This is a genomic window from Enterobacter cloacae complex sp. HYC042_NIDB, from assembly GCF_056673315.1.
On sequence record NZ_CP109650.1, the window covers coordinates 1214304 to 1234185 of the forward strand.

Annotated in this window: 22 protein-coding genes; 17 read left to right on the plus strand and 5 right to left on the minus strand. The window is 54.8% G+C overall.

What is annotated here, in order from left to right; genetic code table 11:
* The first annotated feature begins 107 nt into the window (after positions 1–107).
* Both OKF39_RS05735 and OKF39_RS05740 read left to right on the plus strand, forming a co-directional pair.
* Positions 108–2882 (plus strand): autotransporter outer membrane beta-barrel domain-containing protein, encoded by a 2775-nt coding sequence (locus tag OKF39_RS05735; protein ID WP_248214878.1) that lies wholly within the window; start codon positions 108–110, stop codon positions 2880–2882.
* An 89-nt stretch (positions 2883–2971) separates the two neighbouring features.
* Positions 2972–3598, plus strand: coding sequence for a helix-turn-helix domain-containing protein (locus OKF39_RS05740; RefSeq protein WP_048959626.1), 627 nt, complete (start codon positions 2972–2974; stop codon positions 3596–3598).
* Between the two features lie 2 nt (positions 3599–3600).
* Here the strand turns inward: OKF39_RS05740 and ampH are convergent, their stop codons facing one another.
* Positions 3601–4761: a D-alanyl-D-alanine-carboxypeptidase/endopeptidase AmpH gene (ampH, locus tag OKF39_RS05745; RefSeq protein ID WP_041911111.1), complete on the minus strand. Its 1161-nt coding sequence runs from the start codon at positions 4759–4761 to the stop codon at positions 3601–3603.
* A gap of 204 nt (positions 4762–4965) precedes the next feature.
* Between ampH and OKF39_RS05750 the strand changes: the two genes are divergently transcribed.
* The 3 genes from OKF39_RS05750 to OKF39_RS05760 all read left to right on the plus strand — a co-directional run bounded on the left by OKF39_RS05750 (position 4966) and on the right by OKF39_RS05760 (position 7946).
* Positions 4966–5499, plus strand: a complete 534-nt coding sequence (locus OKF39_RS05750; RefSeq protein ID WP_041911110.1) for an isochorismatase family protein — start codon at positions 4966–4968, stop codon at positions 5497–5499.
* A gap of 114 nt (positions 5500–5613) precedes the next feature.
* Complete coding sequence (sbmA, locus tag OKF39_RS05755; protein ID WP_028012117.1) at positions 5614–6834, plus strand: peptide antibiotic transporter SbmA; 1221 nt, start codon at positions 5614–5616, stop codon at positions 6832–6834.
* 14 nt (positions 6835–6848) lie between these two features.
* A complete protein-coding gene (locus tag OKF39_RS05760; RefSeq protein ID WP_479983565.1) occupies positions 6849–7946 on the plus strand; it encodes a DUF1615 domain-containing protein in 1098 nt (365 codons plus the stop codon).
* On the opposite strand, the gene OKF39_RS05765 is transcribed toward OKF39_RS05760, so the two are convergent.
* A complete protein-coding gene (locus tag OKF39_RS05765; protein WP_014882725.1) occupies positions 7943–8242 on the minus strand; it encodes a DUF2755 family protein in 300 nt (99 codons plus the stop codon). The two genes, OKF39_RS05760 and OKF39_RS05765, sit on opposite strands and share 4 nt — an antisense overlap.
* A 249-nt stretch (positions 8243–8491) precedes the next feature.
* On the opposite strand from OKF39_RS05765, the gene OKF39_RS05770 reads away from it, so the two are divergent.
* On the plus strand, positions 8492–8722 hold the full coding sequence (locus tag OKF39_RS05770) for a DUF2754 domain-containing protein (protein WP_479983566.1): 231 nt from the start codon (positions 8492–8494) through the stop codon (positions 8720–8722).
* Here OKF39_RS05770 and ddlA read toward each other — a convergent pair.
* A complete protein-coding gene (gene ddlA / locus OKF39_RS05775; RefSeq protein ID WP_049001847.1) occupies positions 8719–9819 on the minus strand; it encodes a D-alanine--D-alanine ligase in 1101 nt (366 codons plus the stop codon). The two genes, OKF39_RS05770 and ddlA, sit on opposite strands and share 4 nt — an antisense overlap.
* Positions 9820–9922: 103 nt before the next feature.
* Here ddlA and OKF39_RS05780 point away from each other — a divergent pair, with 103 nt between their 5' ends.
* From OKF39_RS05780 to adrA, 5 genes are all read left to right on the plus strand, one after another.
* Positions 9923–10606 (plus strand): extensin-like domain-containing protein, encoded by a 684-nt coding sequence (locus OKF39_RS05780; protein ID WP_479983567.1) that lies wholly within the window; start codon positions 9923–9925, stop codon positions 10604–10606.
* 168 nt (positions 10607–10774) lie between these two features.
* Complete coding sequence (locus tag OKF39_RS05785) at positions 10775–11989, plus strand: multidrug efflux MFS transporter (RefSeq protein ID WP_028012122.1); 1215 nt, start codon at positions 10775–10777, stop codon at positions 11987–11989.
* Positions 11990–12199: 210 nt separating this feature from the next.
* A complete protein-coding gene (gene iraP, locus OKF39_RS05790; protein WP_049001853.1) occupies positions 12200–12460 on the plus strand; it encodes an anti-adapter protein IraP in 261 nt (86 codons plus the stop codon).
* A 275-nt stretch (positions 12461–12735) separates the two neighbouring features.
* Entirely contained in the window at positions 12736–13056 is a 321-nt protein-coding gene (gene psiF, locus OKF39_RS05795; protein ID WP_041911105.1) for a phosphate starvation-inducible protein PsiF, read from the plus strand.
* Between the two features lie 102 nt (positions 13057–13158).
* Positions 13159–14262 carry a diguanylate cyclase AdrA gene (gene adrA, locus OKF39_RS05800; protein WP_479983568.1) on the plus strand — a complete coding sequence of 368 codons (1104 nt, stop codon included), beginning with the start codon at positions 13159–13161 and terminating at the stop codon, positions 14260–14262.
* Positions 14263–14276: 14 nt separating this feature from the next.
* Here adrA and proC read toward each other — a convergent pair whose 3' ends face one another.
* Positions 14277–15086, minus strand: a complete 810-nt coding sequence (proC, locus tag OKF39_RS05805) for a pyrroline-5-carboxylate reductase (RefSeq protein ID WP_041911103.1) — start codon at positions 15084–15086, stop codon at positions 14277–14279.
* A gap of 97 nt (positions 15087–15183) precedes the next feature.
* Here proC and OKF39_RS05810 point away from each other — a divergent pair, with 97 nt between their 5' ends.
* The 5 genes from OKF39_RS05810 (at position 15184) to ppnP (ending at position 17821) form a co-directional block, all read left to right on the plus strand.
* Positions 15184–15642, plus strand: coding sequence for a YaiI/YqxD family protein (locus OKF39_RS05810; RefSeq protein ID WP_236307326.1), 459 nt, complete (start codon positions 15184–15186; stop codon positions 15640–15642).
* 144 nt (positions 15643–15786) lie between these two features.
* Complete coding sequence (aroL, locus tag OKF39_RS05815) at positions 15787–16311, plus strand: shikimate kinase AroL (RefSeq protein WP_028012127.1); 525 nt, start codon at positions 15787–15789, stop codon at positions 16309–16311.
* Positions 16312–16355: 44 nt separating this feature from the next.
* Positions 16356–16547, plus strand: a complete 192-nt coding sequence (gene yaiA / locus OKF39_RS05820) for a protein YaiA (RefSeq protein WP_003859135.1) — start codon at positions 16356–16358, stop codon at positions 16545–16547.
* A 237-nt stretch (positions 16548–16784) separates the two neighbouring features.
* Positions 16785–17462 (plus strand): AroM family protein, encoded by a 678-nt coding sequence (locus OKF39_RS05825; RefSeq protein WP_028012129.1) that lies wholly within the window; start codon positions 16785–16787, stop codon positions 17460–17462.
* Between the two features lie 71 nt (positions 17463–17533).
* Positions 17534–17821: a pyrimidine/purine nucleoside phosphorylase gene (gene ppnP, locus OKF39_RS05830; protein ID WP_008503270.1), complete on the plus strand. Its 288-nt coding sequence runs from the start codon at positions 17534–17536 to the stop codon at positions 17819–17821.
* 46 nt (positions 17822–17867) lie between these two features.
* Here the strand turns inward: ppnP and rdgC are convergent, their stop codons facing one another.
* Positions 17868–18782: a recombination-associated protein RdgC gene (gene rdgC, locus OKF39_RS05835; protein ID WP_479983569.1), complete on the minus strand. Its 915-nt coding sequence runs from the start codon at positions 18780–18782 to the stop codon at positions 17868–17870.
* Between the two features lie 123 nt (positions 18783–18905).
* Between rdgC and mak the strand changes: the two genes are divergently transcribed.
* On the plus strand, positions 18906–19811 hold the full coding sequence (gene mak / locus OKF39_RS05840; RefSeq protein ID WP_045259882.1) for a fructokinase: 906 nt from the start codon (positions 18906–18908) through the stop codon (positions 19809–19811).
* Positions 19812–19882: the final 71 nt, after the last annotated feature.

Here is a 19882-nt window from a genome sequence, read left to right on the forward strand (position 1 = left end):
ATTCATTGAACCTTTTCTGAATGAAACTGCATAATTCACTCCGCAATTAAACATTGCTAATTGATTTACGGACAAACATGCTTACGTCCCTGAGGAGGGATGACCCAATGCAAACATGGAAAAAGAAACTGGTTGTATCTCAACTTGCATTAGCTTGTACGCTGGCTATCGCTTCTCAGGCTAATGCGAAAGATATTTCCGGTACGACATATAATACTTTTGGATATGATAATACCGCATCTACGCCGTGGTATTATGGCTACGCAGATTGGGATTACTCAGATGCCACCCATGATGGTGACATTTATCCGGTCATCAATAAATCAACCGTAAACGGTGTTATTTCGACTTACTATCTGGATGATGGGGTCAATGGCCGTGCGAACGCGTTGAGTATTTCTAACAGCACCATTAACGGCATGATCACGTCAGAGTGTATGACCACGACGTGTGCAGATGGCGTGGATACTGACGGCACCAGTCATACCCAGTACGATCGTTTTAGCCTGACCGTTGATAACTCCACCATCAACGATGCCTACGAGCATTACGCGTATGATGTCGTCAATGGCGAGAATACTGAAACGCATTATCTGGACACCTATGGTCTGGGTAACGCAATTACCCTGGACGTTGAATCTGATATCGTTATTCAGAACAACTCCCACGTCGCGGGTATCACGCTGACGCAGGGTTATCAGGAGCTGGATAACACACCATACGACGGCGTTGAAGGCGTTGCTAACAGCAGCAATGTCTTTACCGATACGCTGGTGGTGAAAGACTCCGTGCTGACCTCTGGTGCGTACAGCGATCTGGGCACCAACGGGTTCTACGGTCAAACGGCGAAGCCGAGCGACTACGGTGAAACCAACGCCTCGGCTGCGGATGATGCGGCGCTGATCGTTGCGGCCGGCGCGTCTGACAACGCCATGCAGACCACCGCTACCTTCGATCACTCTACCGTAACGGGTGACATTCTTTTCTCCAGCACCTTTGATAACAACTTCTACGAGAATGGCGATCCGGCAACGGATACCACTGAAGATGGTGTCTATAACCCAACCACCAACGGCTGGGACGGTACCGATACACTGGATGTTACGCTGACTAACGGCAGCAAGTGGGTCGGTGCAGCGCAGTCCAGCGTTGAAGCTATCGGCACTGCGCAGATGTATGGCCAGGGCTACAGCAACGTTGACTGGCACGCTCTGTCCCCGAACAGCATCTGGCCTGATTCTACCTTCGACAGCAACGGTCACGTTGCCGGTGAAGAGGTGTACCAAAGCGGCCTGTTCAATGTGGCGCTGGATAACGGTTCCGAGTGGGATACCCGCAAGGTCTCCAACATTGATGCGCTGACGGTGAACAACCAGTCTCAGGTCAATGTTGAAAACTCCGGCCTGCTGGCGGATTCAATCACCCTGACCAATGCTTCAACCATGAATATTGGCGACAGCGGAGCCGTGGCAACCGACAGCCTGTATCTGGACAGCTATAGCCGTGCGGCACTGACTGAAGAGACAGCAGAGCTGTATGCCAACACCATTACCGTAGACAACGGTGCCGAGCTGGCGCTGGGTCTGGGTCAGGTTGATACGCACAATATGGTACTGACCGATGGCGGCGTGCTCAACGTTGCCAGCCGCGATTATGTGCTGAACAGTGATCTGAACAACGCACGCTATATCACCAACGATCGCTACAACGCGGAGTATGACTACGGTGTTGTCGCGCTGAACTCCGACGGCCATCTGGCGGTGAACGGTGACGTTGCCGGTAACTACAAGGTGCGCATCGACGATGCAACCGGCGCTGGTTCAGTTGCCGACTACAAAAACAAAGAGATCGTTCGCGTCTACGACAATAACGCAGATACCGCAGCCAGCTTTACTGCTGCAAACAAAGCTGATTTAGGTGCTTACACCTATCAGGCGCAGCAGGAGGGTGACACCGTTGTTCTCCAGCAGAAAGAGCTGACTGACTACGCCAACATGGCGCTGAGCATTCCTTCTGCCAACACCAATATCTGGAATCTCCAGCAGGATACCGTGGGTACGCGTCTGACCAACAGCCGTCATGGCCTGGCAGACAACGGCGGAGCGTGGGTGAGCTATTTCGGCGGCAATTTTGACGCGGATAACGGCACCGTCAGCTACGATCAGGACGTAAGCGGCATTATGGTCGGTCTGGACACGCAGATTGACGGTAATAATGCGAAGTGGATCGTCGGTGGTGCAGCTGGTTTTGCGAAAGGCGATATCAGCGATCGTACGGGTCAGGTCGATCAGGACAGTCAAACTGCGATGATCTACGCGTCTGCGACGTTTGCGAACAACGTCTTCCTCGACAGCTCACTGAACTACACTCGCTTTAACAATGACCTCTCTGCAACCATGAGCAACGGTCAGTATGTTGACGGTGATACCACCTCTGACGCTGTCGGCTTCGGGATGAAGCTGGGCTATGACTGGAAACCAAACCTCTCAGGCTATATCACCCCTTATGCGGCGATTTCCGGCCTGTTCCAGTCAGGCGACGACTACCAGCTGAGCAACGACATGCGTATCGATGGTCAGTCTTACGACAGCATGCGTTATGAACTTGGCCTGGATGCGGGTTATACCTTCAACTACGGCGGCGAACAGGCGCTGACCCCGTACTTCAAGCTGGCTTACGTCTATGACGATGCTGACAATAATGCTGATATCAACTCTGACAGCATTGATAACGGCGTCGAAGGCTCTGCGGTTCGCGTTGGGCTGGGCACCCAGTTCAGCTTCACCAAAAACTTCAGTGCTTACACCGATGCGACTTATCTGGGCGGCGGCGACGTTGACCAGAACTGGGGAGCAAACCTGGGTGTGAAATATACCTGGTAAATAGAAAGCGCGGGGGATATTTTCCCCCGCTTTTTTATATGGTTTAAAAATAATAAAGAACCGACAGATACAGATGCTTTGAGGTATGCATGAACGTTAATGCGAAACCACTTTCTGAATTAAGCCGGCTCGCAAAATGTCTGGAAGTCGCCGGTACCCCCTTTAAGATCGAACCACAGCAATTAATAACAACCGGCAATAATGATGATGAGCCATTTACTTTTATAATACAGTCTGGTCTTACCGCTATCCATCGTAAATCTGATGAACTTCTGATGGGCATTGCGCAGGCACCTTTTATCTATGGTTTGAATGCATGGATAAATGATAGTTATCTGGAATATTCCATGATGACACACACAACCTGTTCTGGGTTTTATTTACCGGTCTCTGCCACGCGTCAACTTATTCAGCAAAATCATCTCTGGCAGGATGCTTTCTGCTGGGTGTCATGGATTAACCATATTCTGGGCAAGCGTGACCTGCAGCTGGTGGGAAATAACTCTTATAGTCAGATCCGGGCGATGTTGATCAATATGGCCGAGTGGGATGACTCGCTGCGCTCAAAAATTGGCGTTATGAATCATATTCAGCGTAGCACACGTATTTCACGTTCGGTCGTTGCAGAAGTCCTGGCTGCGCTGCGTCAGGGGAACTACATCAATATGAGCCGGGGCAAGCTGGTCAGCATCAACCGCTTGCCCACGGAATATTAAGATCAGTTAGACGCAGTAAGCACCTGGGCTTTATTGGCGCTCAGTTCGGCCACCAGGTTATTGATGCCGTCACTCATATTAACGAAGCGCGTGTTCGGAGAACGGGTGACCACCACAAACGCGCCCACGTTGGACTGCGGAATCATTGCCATGTAGGTAATGAATCCGCCGCCGCCGCCGGTTTTCTGAATGATGCCCGGACGACCATTTTTCGGTGCCATATAGACCCAGCCCAGGCCGAGCGCATCGGCTTTACCCGGCACGTCCATCCCGATGACGCGATGCAGCTGAGTACGCTGATAGATAAGGGTCTGCATACGATCGGCCTGGCTGCTGCGGGAGTAAAAATCCGAAGAAAGGAACTGCTGCATCCAGCGCATCATGTCGCCAGGGGTGGAATAGACCCCGCCGCTGCCCACGGCCGCCAGCGTGTTGTTACAGGGGCTTGCGCCTTTCTCTGCCACCATCAGACGTTTGCACTGGTCCGGGGAAGGGGTAAAGGTGGTGTCTTTCATGCCCAGCGGACGCGTGATCTGCTCTTCAAAAAGCTGCGGGTAAGGTTTGCCCGCCGCCGTTGAAAGCGCATCCGCCAGCAGATCGAACGCCAGGTTCGAGTAAGAGGCCTGCGAGCCCGGGGCGGATTTCAGCGTGGCGGTGCTCAGGTAGTTCCAGCGCTGTTGGCGCGTTGGCCAGACAAAAACGTCGCGGTGCGCCGCGCCGCCCGGCTGCTCGCGCGGCAGAGCGCTGGTGTGCGTCGCGAGGTTCACCAGGCGAATTGGCGTGCCCTGATACGTCGGCACGCGGGCACCCGGCGGGGCGTATTTGCTGAGCGGATCGTCGAGCTTTACCACGCCCTGGTCGAGCAGCTTCACCAGCATTTCGCTGGTCATCAGCTTGGTTAAGGACGCGACGCGCACAACGGAATCCAGCTGCGGACGAACGTTATTACCTGGACGCGTTTCACCAAAGCTGCGGAAAACGCGCTGGTTGCCGTCGATGACCACCATTGCCATCCCTGTCGCGCCGCTGCCGTAATAGATAAGGTTCGCGTAGCGATCGGCAATATCGGAAGCCAAAACGGGCGCCGTCAGCGGCTGGGCTGCCTGGGCGGTGGAGAAGCTCACCGCACACAGCGCGGCAAAAGAGAGCAGACAACGTTTCAACGAAAAGCATCCATGAAGTGAATGAGGAAAGTAATGGGTATTTATACTACTAATCGGCACCGTGCAATGCCCCGAATAGCATAACCATAGCGAGAAAAACGTAACCATGGGTAAATATGAAGAATTTCCCTGCGAGCGCTCTCCCATTTTGTGACATCGGGCTTATGATAGGCACCAGTGTTACTCAATCTTGCGGAGAACGGTATGTCTGAAAAGCGTGTGGTAATGGTGGTTGATATGCAGAACGGGGTGTTTGAAACTCCGCGTCATCAGCGCGAGACGTGTGTCTCTCTGATCAACCAGCTTACGCAGGCTGCCGACACGGTGATTTTTATTCAGCATGCCGAGGCCGGGGGGCTGGAAGAGGGAAGTGACGGGTTTGCGTTGCTGCCTGAACTCCATCAACCTGCTGGCGCGCTGTACGTGACCAAAACCGCCTGCGATGCCTTCTATAACACCGGGCTTGAGGCGCTGTTACGCGAGCAGGGCATTCGCGAGTTTGTCATCTGCGGCTGCGCCACCGATTACTGCGTTGACGCCACGGTCAAGAATGGCGTCAGCCGGGGTTACCACATTACCGTGGCGGAAGATGCCCACACCACCGCCAACCGCCCGGCTGCCGAAGCACAGATCCTGATTCACCACCACAACGACGTCTGGCGAAACTTCATTGCGCCAGCGAACCCTGTCGCGGTGAAACGCACCGAAACAATTCTCGAAAACTGGAAAGCGAACTAATAATCAACCCACGGGTCTGACCTTTTTGCCCGAGCCGGGGTCCGGCTCGGGCAAGGTATTCGTGTGGTAATGTGTTGAGCACAGCAACAACCATAACAACAAGAAGGAAGTATCATGTTTAAGTCTTTTTTCCCAAAGCCGGGGCCTTTTTTCCTGTCGGCATTTATTTGGGCACTGATCGCAGTCGTGTTCTGGCTGGCGGGCGGCGGTGCATGGCTGACACGCATCGTGGGGGCGACAGGCGAGGTGCCGATTAGCGCGGCGCGCTTCTGGTCGTTCAGCTATCTGCTGTTTTATGCCTATTACGCGCTGTGCGTCGGGCTGTTTGCGCTGTTCTGGTTTAATTATTCCCCTCATCGCTGGCAGACGTGGTCCATTCTCGGAACGTCGCTGATTATTTTTGTCACCTGGTTTCTGGTCGAAGTGAGCGTAGCCATTAACGCGTGGTATGCCCCGTTCTACGATCTCATCCAGAAAGCGCTTAGCGCCCCTAACAGGGTGCCAATTGGCGAGCTTTATAATCAGTTAAAAATTTTTATGGGCATTGCGATGATCGCTGTCACCGTGGCGGTGCTGAATAATTTCTTCGTCAGCCATTACGTCTTCCGCTGGCGTACGGCGATGAACGAATTCTACATGACTCACTGGGAGCGTCTGCGCCATATTGAAGGTGCTGCTCAGCGTGTTCAGGAAGACACCATGCGTTTTGCGTCAACGCTTGAGGATATGGGCGTCAGCCTGCTTAATGCCATCCTGAAACTGTTTGCGTTCTTACCGATTCTGGTCGCGCTTTCTCCCCATATTTCAGCATTGCCGATTGTCGGACATTTACCGTACGGCCTGCTCATCCCGGCGCTGATTTGGTCGCTTATGGGCACAGGCCTGCTTGCCGTCGTCGGGATTAAGCTGCCGGGCTTAGAGTTTAAGAATCAGCGTGTGGAAGCGGCCTATCGTAAGGAGCTGGTCTACGGAGAGGACGACCCAACGCGCGCTGCGCCCCCGACGATAAAAGAGCTGTTCCGCAACGTCCGTTTCAACTATTTCCGGCTCTATTTCCACTACATGTATTTCAATATTGCCCGTATTTTCTATCTGCAGGTCGATACTGTTTTTGGACTATTCCTGTTGTTCCCGTCTATTGTTGCGGGAACAATCACGCTGGGCTTACTGACCCAGATTACCAACGTGTTCGATCAGGTCAGAAACTCGTTCCAATATCTGATCAACTCCTGGACCACGCTGGTGGAGCTGATGTCCATCTACAAACGTCTGCGCAGCTTTGAACATGAGCTGGACGATCGGGACCTGCAGGAAGTCACCAACACATTTAGCTAATACAGGGAGTTGCTATGTCTTTTGCCGTACCGCGTGCGTTACCGCTGTCCTTGCTGGCTGCCCTCGTTCTGGCGGGCTGTGCCGAAAAAGGGGCTGCTCCGCTTAAAAAGGGCGAGAAGCCCGTGGATGTCGCAAGCGTTGTGCGGCAAAAAATGCCCGCCAGCGTGAAGGATCGCAATGCGTGGGCGGATGCGCTGGCAAAAACCTTTGAAAGCCAGAAGATTGCCCCAACCGAGGAGAATATCTGCTCGGTGCTGGCGGTGGCGCAGCAGGAGTCGATGTACCAGTCAGACCCGGTGGTGCCGGGTCTCAACAAAATTGCCTGGAAAGAGATCGACCGCCGCGCGGAATCGATGCATATCCCGGTATTCCTCGTGCATACCGCGCTGAAAATCACTTCGCCAAGCGGCAAAAGCTACAGCGAGCGGCTGGACACGGTGAAAACCGAAAAACAGCTCAGCGCCATCTTTGATGATTTCATTAACATGGTGCCGATGGGGCAGAAACTGTTTGGCTCACTGAACCCGGTTCACACCGGCGGCCCGATGCAGGTGAGCATTGCGTTTGCCGAGAAGCATACCGACGGCTACCCGTGGGAAATTGACGGTACGGTGCGTCAGGAGGTCTTCTCCCTGCGCGGCGGGCTATGGTTCGGCACGTATCATCTGCTGAACTATCCGGCGAACTACAGCGAGCCCTTGTACCGCTTCGCAGACTTTAACGCGGGCTGGTATGCCAGCCGTAACGCGGCGTTTCAGAGCGCGGTTAGCCGCGCAAGCGGCGTCAAGCTGGCGCTGGACGGCGATCTTATCGCCTACGGCAGCAGCGAGGCGGGAAGCACCGAGCGGGCGATCCGGAAATTATCGACAACGCTTGATATGAGCAACAGCGACATTCGCCGTCAGCTTGAGAAAGGCGACAGCCTGGCATTTGAGAAAACGGATCTCTACAAGAAAGTGTTTGCGCTTGCCGATAAGAAGAGTGGGAAAACGTTGCCGAGGGCAATTCTGCCGGGGATTCAGCTGGAAAGCCCGAAGATCACGCGTAACCTGACCACCGCATGGTTCGCAAAACGCGTGGACGATCGCCGGGCTCGCTGTATGGGGCTTTAATGGCGACGACGAAAGCGCAGGACGAGCGCGACAACGCCTAAAATCATACACCCCGCGAGGAAGGGAACGAGGCCAAACAGCGTGCTCACGCCAAACCCGATTTCAACCCGCGGGCGTCCGTTATCCTGCACCTGCATCAGGTGTTCATAAACGCCCGGCGCGTGCACCAGCATATTAAGCAGCTGGGAGCCAGCCCAGAAGCAGAACAGGACAAACAGGGCATACGCGATATTACCCGCCGTGGAGGTTTTTGGTTTGCCGCCAAAAATCGGTTTCGACAATGTAAAGTCAGCCATGTTGACCTCCCGAAATATCACTCTGTTTTAATACGCGTCTTACGGGGTGAGTTTGACAGGTCATCGCATTTGTCAATATCAGAATCGTGGTAATTTTCGCTCAGGATTTCTCCTGGATTGTTGATTTCTGCAGCATGTCACAATTTGTTAACTTAAATGAAACTGCACCGCATTTCAGAATTTCCGCATCTGCCACAGACCTGGCGGTGAAACTGTGAGAGGATGTCTTTTTTTCCTGCCGGAGTTGTTATGAAGCTCTCGTCCAAACTTCGCCGTGACTGGCACTACTACGCCTTTGCTATCGGGCTGATCTTTATTCTTAACGGCGTCGTGGGGCTGTTGGGATTTGAAGCAAAAGGCTGGCAAACCTATGCCGTGGGCCTGGTGACCTGGGTAATCAGTTTCTGGCTGGCAGGGCTGATAATCCGCCGCCGTCCGGAAGAGACGACAGCGGAGGAGACGGCTAAGGGTACCGATTAGCCGTTAACGGAACTTTTCAGGGCGCTGTCGGCGGCATGACGCTCCAGCGCCAGCTCGATCAGGCGGGTGATCAGCTCAGAGTAGCCAAGCCCGCTGGCCTGCCACAGTTTTGGATACATGCTGATATTGGTGAAACCCGGCAGCGTGTTGATTTCATTGATCACCACCTCGTTCTCCGGCGTCAGGAACACGTCCACGCGCGCCATGCCGCTGCAGCCGAGCGTCTGATAGGCCTCAATGGCGATCGCCCGGATCTTATCGTTAATGGCCGGATCGATATCCGCAGGAACAACAACCTGGGCGCCTTTATCATCAATATATTTGGTGTCGTACGAGTAGAAGTCGCTGTTTAAGACCACTTCACCGCAGGTGCTGGCCTGTGGGAAATCGTTGCCCAGCACCGCGCACTCAATTTCGCGGCCTTTGATCCCCTGCTCAACCACCACTTTATGGTCGAACTCAAACGCCAGACGGACGGCTTGCGTGAACTCTGTTTCGGTGGTGACTTTGCTGACGCCCACGGAGGAGCCCTGGTTGGCTGGCTTCACAAACAGCGGCAGACCCAGTTCAGCGCTAATTTGCGCGAAGCTGTGCTTGTCGCGGTTGGCGCGGGTGAGCGTCACGAACGGCGCGATATTCAGCCCGGCATCGCGCAGCAGGCGTTTGGTGACGTCTTTGTCCATGCAGGCGGCGGAGCCCAGCACATCCGAGCCCACGAACGGCAGGTTGGCCATGCGTAACATTCCCTGCAGGGAACCGTCTTCGCCGAGGGTGCCGTGCACGATGGGGAAGACCACGTCGATCTGGGCGAGAGCCTGCGCGTTGCCTGCGTCGATGAGCTGACCCTTCACGACGCCGGGTACGGTGGCGACGCTAATTTCCGAAGGATTAAGGGCGATGTGTGCCGGATCGTGTGCATTCAGCAGATACTGGCTGGCATCGTTAACATGCCACTGGCCCTGTTTATCAATGCCCAACAGCACCACGTCGAAACGGCTTTTATCGATCGCATCAACGATATTTTTAGCCGATTGCAATGACACCTCGTGCTCCGCTGATTTTCCCCCAAAGACAATACCTACGCGCTGCTTTGCCATCTCACTCTCTTCCAGTCTGACGAAAAGCCAATAACATACCACGATGCCCTGCGGGTTTCGCGGCCTTCTGCCATAATGTTTTGGGGAACAGTGAGGGGGGAGAGTGAAAGGAAAAACGCTGCTGACCATTTTCATCCTTGGGGCAATCGCAACGGCGGGCTATCGCTGGCTGCCGTCTTACTACAACCCTTTCACGCCGCTGAACCTGGACGACCCGCCTGGCCGCATTACCCAGTATAAGCTGCGGCGCTTAACGCCCGAAGCCTGCGCGAGTCTGTTAGCGCAGGCTAATCAAAAAAACCTGATCCGCACCCTGGCGGTCGCTGACAGCGGCGGGGAATGCCCGCTGAACAACGTCGTGCGCGTGCGTGACTTTGGCCCGGTGAGCCTGAACGGCAGTTTTCTTGCCAGCTGTCCGCTGGCGCTCAGCTCAGCCCTGTTTGTCAGCCAGCAGGCCCGGCCCCTGACTAAACGCTTTACCGGCAGTGAACTGACGCGCATTGAGCACCTCGGCAGCTTTGCCTGCCGCAATATCTACCACCGGCCCGATGCGCGGCGCAGCGAGCATGCCACGGCAGAGGCGCTGGATATCGCCGCTTTTCGGCTGGCGAACGGAGAGCGCGTTACGGTACTTAACGGCTGGAAATCGGCAAAAACGCAGCCCTGGCTGAAGGCTCTGCTGGCGGCAAGCTGCGGTTACTACGGAAACGGTCTTGGGCCGGAATATAACGCGGCGCACGCCAGCCATTTTCATCTGGGAATGCGCGGCTTTGGTCTCTGCCGCTGAAGCATAATCTTCCGCCAGAAAATGGATGAATTGTGACTTATTTCACAAATATGATGACTGGGAAGATAAAACACCAAAGTCAGCGAGGCCGCATCTCTGGTGCGACGTTAAGGCGCGTAACTTGCTAATCTGACGGCGAATTCGCCTAAAAATGAAGACTATTTCTGTATGGAATCCTGGAAAGTTAATCTCATCTCGGTCTGGTTCGGCTGCTTCTTCACCGGGCTTGCCATCAGCCAGATCCTGCCGTTCCTGCCGCTGTACGTGTCACAGCTGGGGGTCAGCTCTCACGAAGCGCTGTCCATGTGGTCCGGGCTGACGTTCAGCGTCACGTTTCTGGTCTCCGCCATTGTGTCACCGATGTGGGGCAGCCTGGCGGATCGGAAAGGGCGCAAGCTGATGCTGCTGCGCGCCTCCCTCGGGATGGCGATTGCTATTCTGCTCCAGGCTTTCGCCACCAACGTCTGGCAGCTGTTTTTCCTGCGGGCGGTGATGGGGCTGACGTCCGGGTATATTCCCAACGCCATGGCGCTGGTTGCCTCTCAGGTGCCGCGCGAGCGCAGCGGCTGGGCGCTGAGTACGCTCTCCACCGCCCAGATCAGCGGCGTTATCGGCGGCCCGCTGCTGGGAGGCTTTTTGGCTGACCATGTCGGTCTGCGCGCGGTATTCATCATCACCGCAATCCTGCTGGTGATCAGCTTTCTGGTTACGCTCTTTCTTATCAAAGAGGGGGGCCGCCCCGTTATCAGTAAATCTGAGCGCCTGAGCGGCAAGGCCGTCTTCGCCTCGCTGCCATACCCGGGACTTGTGATTAGCCTGTTTGTCACCACCATGGTGATCCAGCTCTGCAACGGTTCGGTCGGCCCGATTCTGGCGCTGTTTATCAAGTCGATGGAGCCGGACAGCAACAATATCGCCTTTCTCAGCGGCATGATTGCCGCCGTGCCGGGCGTCTCCGCGCTGATCTCTGCCCCGCGTCTGGGAAAACTGGGCGACAGGATCGGCACGGCGCGCATCCTGATGGCGACGCTGATATTTGCGGTGGTGCTCTTTTTCGCCATGTCGTTTGTTACCTCTCCGCTTCAGCTGGGCGTGCTGCGGTTTTTACTCGGCTTTGCGGATGGCGCTATGTTGCCCGCCGTACAGACATTGCTGGTCAAATATTCCAGCGACCAGGTCACGGGGCGTATTTTTGGCTATAACCAGTCGTTTATGTATTTAGGCAACGTCGCCGGTCCGCTTATTGGTGCGTCCGTTTCTGCAATGGCGGGTTTTCGCTGGGTATTTGCCGCGACGGCGATTGTCGTTTTAATCAATATTATCCAGCTGGCTATTGCCCTGCGTCGCCGCAGGCAATTAGCGGAGGCGAAATCAGCGAAATAACCTTTTCGAAGATGTATTATATATTCTTATGGTAGCCGCATTTTTATATAACAAAATGCGGCGTTTTTTTATAGGAAAACGTTTCGCTGAAAAGATCGCTGCGCTAATTTGGCGGCAATGTCACTTTTGCATAAGATAATACTTTTCTCCGCTTTGCATATTTCATTCCTGGTGTTAATTTCAGAGGAAATCCCATAAGGAAATAGCACGATGAAAAATCTCATTGCTGAGTTGCTGGTTAAGCTTGCACAAAAGGAAGAGGAGTCGAAAGAGCTGGTCGCCCAGGTCGAAGCGCTGGAAATAGTTGTCACCGCGCTGCTGCGGCAGATGGCAACATCGGATCAGCAGGCGTTAATTGAAAGTATTGAAGGAGCGCTGGATAAGGCGCGGCCCGATACGCAGGTTCCGCCACAAGATGCCGAGTTGCTGCAGCAATACGTAAAGAAGCTGTTGAGGCATCCGCGCAGTTAAGCCGTTACTGACATGTCATAGGATTGTCATGCAGGATGCCTGGAGTCGCTCTGTTTTATTTTTGTATTTGTACATGAAGAAAATAAATTGAAACAGAGCGCGCTTTTTAGCGCGTTACATTCCCTGTTAATTACCTCTGCCAGTTATGCTGATACCGTCAATTCCTGCGCGCTGGAACTGAAATGATAAATTCCCGGCGGAAATCACATCTGCCGGGTGGTTTTTTTCCTGTCACGAACCAGACTTACAGAGAATGTTCACAAAAGGATGGTGCAATGAAAACAACATTACTGGTTACTCTGCTCTCCGGCCTGTTCCTGATCTCCTCGGCGAACGCGGAAGAAAAAACATTAACGCCGCAACAGCAACGCATGACCACCTGTAATCAACAGGCGACGTCCCAGAGTCTGAAGGGGGATGCACGTAAAACCTACATGAGCGACTGCCTGAAAAACGGCGCCGCGAAACCCGGCGAAAAAAGCCTGACGCCGCAGCAGCAAAAAATGCGCGAGTGTAATGCGAAAGCAACCGAACAGTCTCTCAAGGGCGACGATCGCAGCAAGTTCATGAGTGCCTGCCTGAAGAAAAAAGTGTAGTTCTAACGGGTGAGCGGCTCCGGCGGCTCACCCGAAATTTCATACTTTCCCCGCAGACCCCCTCTCTATAATTTGGGAAAATGTTTCAGAATATTCCCAAAAATGATGAATGATGACATTTATTACTACAAAAAGCGCATTCGGGAAGAGTGGAGTTTAACCCTTTCTCAGGATGACCCTCACCGTACCGGCATCCAGTTTGCCAGGCGAGCCCGGCTGGCGCGCGTTGTCGGGCTGGCGGCGATGTTTGTCCCGGTGGCGGAAATTCTGGTCAGCCATTTTTTACCCGGCGGCTGGTGGTTGTTGCTGGTGGGGTGGGCATTCATCTGGCCGCACTTTGCCTGGCAGTTATCCTGCCGCGCCGCTTCACCTCATCAGCAGGAAATTTTTAACCTCAAGATGGATGCCGTTATCGCCGGGGTCTGGATCGGCGTGATGGGGATGTATGTATTACCCACTGCGGCGCTGGTGATGATGGTGGGGATGAACATGATGGGCTCTGGCGGCTGCCGCCTTTTTATCGCGGGGATCGTGCTCACCCTGCTTACTGCGCTGCTTACGTTACCGCTTGCTGGCAGAGCGCAGCCCTTTAATCCGGGGGCGCTGGAGTGGGGCTTAACGCTTCCTGTCCTAATGCTTTATCCCATGCTGTTTGCCTGGCTTAGCCATCGAACGGCCGTCAGGCTGGCGGAACATAAGCGGCGGCTGGAAATGATGAGCACCCGTGACGGGATGACCGGGGTGTTTAACCGCCGACATTGGGAAATGCTGCTGCGCAATGAATTTGAGCACTGTCGCCGGAACCACTGCACCGCCACGATATTGCTGATTGATATCGACCACTTTAAAAACATCAACGATACCTGGGGGCACGACGCAGGCGACAAGGCCATCGTTGCCATTACCCGCCAGCTTCAGATGTCGGTACGGTCAGGCGATGCGATAGGCCGGTTTGGCGGGGATGAGTTCGCGGTGATTATGTCCCAGACGGCCGCTGAAAGCGCCATCGCCGTCATGTCGCGGGTTCACGCGCGGCTGGAAACGCTGTCGTTACCGTGTGCGCCGAAGGAGCCTCTGCGCATCAGCGTGGGCGTGGCCCCATGGGGGCCGCAGTTTGTACACTATCGGGAATGGTTGAAGGCGGCAGATGTGGCGCTGTATAAGGCGAAAAATGCCGGGCGCGGCCGCACCGAAGTGGCCGCCTGACGCCCGGCCAGACATCAGGATTTACTCAGCTTCTCTGACTTTTCCATGCATTTTGCCATCGCTTCGATAACCGCAGAACGGAACCCGCGTTCTTCCAGCACCCGCACCGCTTCGATGGTGGTACCGGCCGGGGAGCAGACCATATCCTTCAGTTCACCCGGGTGTTTACCGGTCTCCAGCACCATTTTGGCGGAGCCCATCACTGCCTGCGCGGCGAATTTATACGCCTGCGCGCGCGGCATACCGCCAAGCACGGCGGCGTCCGCCATCGCTTCTAAAAACATGAAAACGTACGCGGGGGCTGAACCGCTCACGCCGACCACCGGATGGATCATGGATTCTGCAATCACTTCCGCCTCGCCGAAGCAGCGGAAAATGTTTAGCACGTCCGCCACCTCTTCTGAAGTCACCAGCGCGTTAGGGGTGACGGAGGTCATACCGGCGTTGACCAGTGAGGGGGTATTCGGCATCGCGCGGACGATTTTACGATCGTGGCCCAGCGCGCGCGCCAGTTGATCGAGCGTCACGCCTGCGGCGATCGACACGACCAGCGTCTCTTTATTCAGGCTGGAGGTGATGTCGCTTAACACTTTGATCATGATGTTCGGCTTAACGGCACCAAAGACGATATCGGCAACCTGGGCCACCTCCTGCGCGCTTTCGGCGGCGTTGATCCCGTATTGATCGCGCAACGCGGCGACGTTATCCGGTGACGGTGTATAAACCCAAATCTGACCCGGCAGAACCTGCCCGCTGGCGATCAGGCCGCCCAGGATGGCTTTGCCCATGTTACCGCAGCCGATAAACCCGATTTTCTTGTCCATCATGATTCTCCGTCATTATGCGTTGTTTTCTCTGATTGATAGCTTAACAACGAAATGCAGGCGACAATAGTCGGCAGAGTCATTATGGGGAGACAACATGGCGATTTGGGTTGATGCGGACGCGTGTCCGAATGTGATTAAAGAGATTTTATTCCGCGCCGCCGAGCGCGTTCAGATGCCGCTGACGCTGGTAGCGAACCAGAATATTCGCGTCCCGCCTTCGCGGTTCATTCGCTCCCTCCGCGTGCCGGCCGGGTTCGACGTGGCAGATAATGAAATTGTTCGTCTGTGCAGCGCGAAAGATCTGGTCATCACCGCCGATATTCCGCTGGCGGCGGAAGTGCTGGAGAAAGGGGCGGCGGCGCTCAATCCGCGCGGCGAGCGTTATTCGCCTTCAACCATCCGGGAAAAACTCACTATGCGTGATTTTATGGATACGATGCGGGCCAGCGGCGTGCAGACCGGTGGACCGGACAGCCTGTCCCAGCGCGATCGCCAGCAGTTTGCTGCCGAACTGGATAAATGGCTGCTGGAAGTGAAGCGCCGTACGGCGTAATGATAATTATTGTCAATATGTGGTACAGTGTGGCCTCCACAGGGTTGTCATCCCGTACCGCTTTGCAGTAAAGTATTCGACACATCTTCTGCAATTATTTCTTTACACTCTTCAGCCATTCGGCATCAAGGGGAACACCTGGCTATGACCCAACCCATCTTTTTAGTTGGCCCCCGCGGCTGTGGGAAAACCACCGTTGGCGTGGAACTGGCACGCGCATGTCATCGTCAGTTTGTTGATACCGACCACTGGCTGCAGACCGAGGCCGGCAAAACCATCGCAGACATCGTGGAGCAAGAGGGATGGGAAAGCTTTCGCGCCCGCGAAACGGCCGCGCTGAAAGCGGTCACCACGCCGTCAGCCGTCATTGCGACGGGAGGCGGTATTGTTCTGGCCGAATGTAATCGTCACTTTATGCGCGAAAAAGGCATTGTGATCTATCTCTGCGCGCCGGTGGCGGCTCTGGTAGGGCGACTTGAAGCATTTCCTGAAGAGGGACAACGCCCGGCGCTGACGTCACGACCGCTCAGCGAAGAGGTGAGCGAAGTGCTGGCCGAGCGTGATGCCCTCTACCGTGAAGCGGCACACCATGTCGTGGATGCCTCTGCGGCCCCGGAAGATGTGGTAATTCAGATTATTACCGCCCTGCGTCTGGCGTGTGCCAGCTAACCGCCGTCTATACTGATAGCTCAGACATAAAAAAAGGATGAGCTATGCCAACCAGACCTCCCTATCCGCGCGAAGCACGTATTGTTACCGTTGAAAAAGGCAATGGCGACCAGACCGTCACCTGGTACCAGCTGCGTGCCGATCACCCCAAACCGGACTCGCTGATCAGTGAACATGAGACTGAACAGGAAGCGCTGGATGCCAAGCGGCGCTACGAAGATCCCGAAAAGTCGTGAATGTTTTCCTAAACGCTCCAATACCGTGCCTGAATCACACTTTTTACTCATCGCAAATGTTAAGCAGGAGTTAATATTTAGTTATTACAGGTAGCTCCGTTACCGGCAGGCGATCTTTACATTTCGGGGCAGAGATCGCCTGCTACGCTTGGTGCTGTTTTGTTGAAAAAACGAACTGTACAGCGTAGAGAGCCTGTACCTGTGTTTACGTTTTTGTAGTGATGGAAGGCGAAGAAGATGAAGGCAACGTTGGCGATCCTCACCATTGGTGTGGTCCCTGTAAGCGAAGTGTTACCGCTCTTAACCGAGCATGTATCTGAACAACAGATCACGCATCTCAGCCTGCTGGGTAAGATGAGCCGGGAAGAGGTCATGGAAGACTACGCTGTAGAGGCGGGGGAGGATCCCCTGGCGACGTTATTAAGCGACGGTAAACTGGCGCATGTTTCTCGGCAGAAAATTGAGCGTTCGCTGCAGGCAGTAATAGAAGTACTCGATAATCAGCAATATGACGTTATTTTGCTGATGAGCACCGCCCCCATTAAGGGACTCATCGCGCGCAATGCGATTTTGCTTGAGCCGATGCGCATTATTCCTCCGCTGGTAGCCTCCATTGTTGACGGGCATCAGGTGGGGGTCATTGTGCCCATCGAGGAGCTTATGGACAACCAGGAAGCAAAGTGGCACGTGCTCGAAAAAACGCCCCTGTATGCGCTGGCAAACCCCTTCTGGGACAGCGAGGCTAAACTCATTGCTGCCGGGAAGGAGCTGCTGGAGAGAGGGGCGGATGTATTGATTCTGGACTGTCTTGGTTTTCACCAGCATCACCGGGATTTACTGCAAAAGGCGCTGGACGTGCCGGTGCTGTTATCCAACGTTCTGATGGCTCGCCTGGCCTCAGAACTTCTGACGTAATGATTTTGCGTGACAGGTGATGAGCATGGCCCCTATAGTGAATTTTTATCTCTGAATATAAGGGCCAGTTCATGCTTCAAAGTAACGAATACTTTTCCGGTAAAGTGAAATCCATCGGTTTTACCAGCAGCAGCACTGGCCGCGCCAGTGTGGGCGTTATGGCTGAAGGGGAATACACCTTTGGCACGGCGGAAGCGGAAGAGATGACGGTGGTCAGCGGCGCGCTGAACGTCTTACTGCCGGGTGAAACGGAATGGAAAGTTTACGCTGCCGGGCAAGTTTTCAACGTCCCTGGCCACAGCGAATTTCATTTGCAGGTCGCTGAACCGACCTCTTATCTGTGCCGCTACCTGAAATAATCTTCTTTCCTCTCCCCTTTGGGGAGAGGATCAGGGTGAGGGGAAATTATCTCTGCGCTTCGCCGCCGAGACCTTCCACCAGATTCTGAATTAACGCGGCCAGTTCGCCGGTCATCAGGATAAAGTCCGCGTCAAAGCGCTGGGCGTAATCTTCCCGGTCGATATCTTCGTTGTGATCGCGCAGCTCGTCGCAGAACTTCAGACGCTTCACGGAACCGTCGTCGCACATCACGAACTGAATGCGCTGCTGCCAGTCGAGCGCCAGTTTGGTGACCACTTTGCCCGCTTCAATGTGTACGGCGATCTCGTCGCTCACCAGATCCTGCTTTTTCGCGCGGATCACGCCGCCATCTTCCAGCAGGGCTTTCAGCTCGGCTTCGTCCAGAATCTGGAAACCTTGCGCCGCGGTACCGCTGCGGACCCACTCGGTCAGGGTCAGCTCAATCGGCGTTTCCAGCGCCAGCGGTACGACCGGTAAAGAGCCGATGCTTTTACGCAGCAGGGCCAGCGTATCTTCCGCTTTTTTGGCGCTGGCGCAGTCCACCATGATCAGCCCGTTAACGGTATCGATCCACATCATCGTCTGGCTGAAGCGGCTGAAGGCGCGCGGCAGCAGAGAGTGCAGCACTTCATCTTTCAGCGAATCTTTTTCGGTTTTCTTCAGCTTGCGGCCCTGCTCGGCTTCCAGCTTGAAAATTTTTGCTTCAAGCGCCTGCTTAACTACCGGCGTGGGCAGAATTTTCTCTTCTTTGCGGGCACAGACGATGATTTGACCCGTGCTGCTGGCGTGGGTCAGTGCATCGCTTTGTGAACCCATTGGCGGAACCCAACCGGTTTTCGCCATATCCTGGCTACCGCAAGGGGAAAAGCTATAAGCGGCTAACTGTTTTTCCATCTCTTCTGCGCGCAGCGAAACGTCGCGGCTAAGACGGTAAACCATCAAATTTTTGAACCACAGCATGATAATTTCCACGGCCTTGTCGTTAAATCAGCGGGCATGATAACGAATTGTCGCATCGCTTGCATTGCTAATCGGGAAGCGTGCTTCTACTCTGTTGATAATCAAAATAATGAGGAGAGTCTTGTGCGTATTGGGATTGATTTGGGCGGCACCAAAACAGAAGTCATCGCATTAAGCGAGCAGGGGGAACAGCTGTTCCGCCACCGTCTGCCGACGCCGCGCGATGATTATCACCAGACGATCGAGACGATTGCCCGGCTGGTTGATATGGCCGAGCAGGCGACGGGCGAGAGGGGCACGGTCGGGATGGGGATCCCCGGCTCCATTTCGCCTTATACGGGAGTGGTGAAAAACGCCAACTCTACCTGGCTCAACGGTCAGCCGTTTGATAAGGATTTGAGCCAGCGTCTGAACCGGGAAGTGCGCCTGGCGAATGACGCTAACTGCCTGGCGGTCTCAGAGGCCGTTGATGGTGCAGCCGCAGGAGCGCAGACCGTGTTTGCGGTGATTATCGGTACCGGCTGCGGCGCGGGCGTGGCCTTTGGCGGACGTTCACATATCGGCGGCAACGGCACGGCGGGTGAGTGGGGGCACAACCCGCTGCCGTGGATGGATGAAGACGAGCTTAAATACCGCGCTGAAGTCCCGTGCTACTGCGGCAAGCAGGGCTGTATCGAGACCTTTATCTCCGGCACCGGTTTTGCAACCGACTACCACCGCCTGAGCGGCCAGCCGCTCAAGGGGAACGAGATAATGCGTTTGGTGGAAGAACAGGATCCGGTGGCCGAACTGGCACTCAGCCGCTACGAAATGCGTCTGGCGAAATCGCTGGCGCACGTAGTGAACATTCTCGATCCGGACGTGATTGTGCTCGGCGGTGGCATGAGCAACGTTGACCGGCTGTACGCCACGGTACCAAATCTGGTGAAACAGTGGGTCTTCGGCGGCGAGTGCGAAACCCCGATCCGCAAAGCCGTCCACGGCGATTCCAGTGGCGTGCGCGGCGCGGCGTGGTTATGGCCGGAGTAAACGCAAAACGGCAACTTGCGTTGCCGTTTTTGATGTTTAGAGGGCCAGGGAGAGGGCACCAGACCGAATCG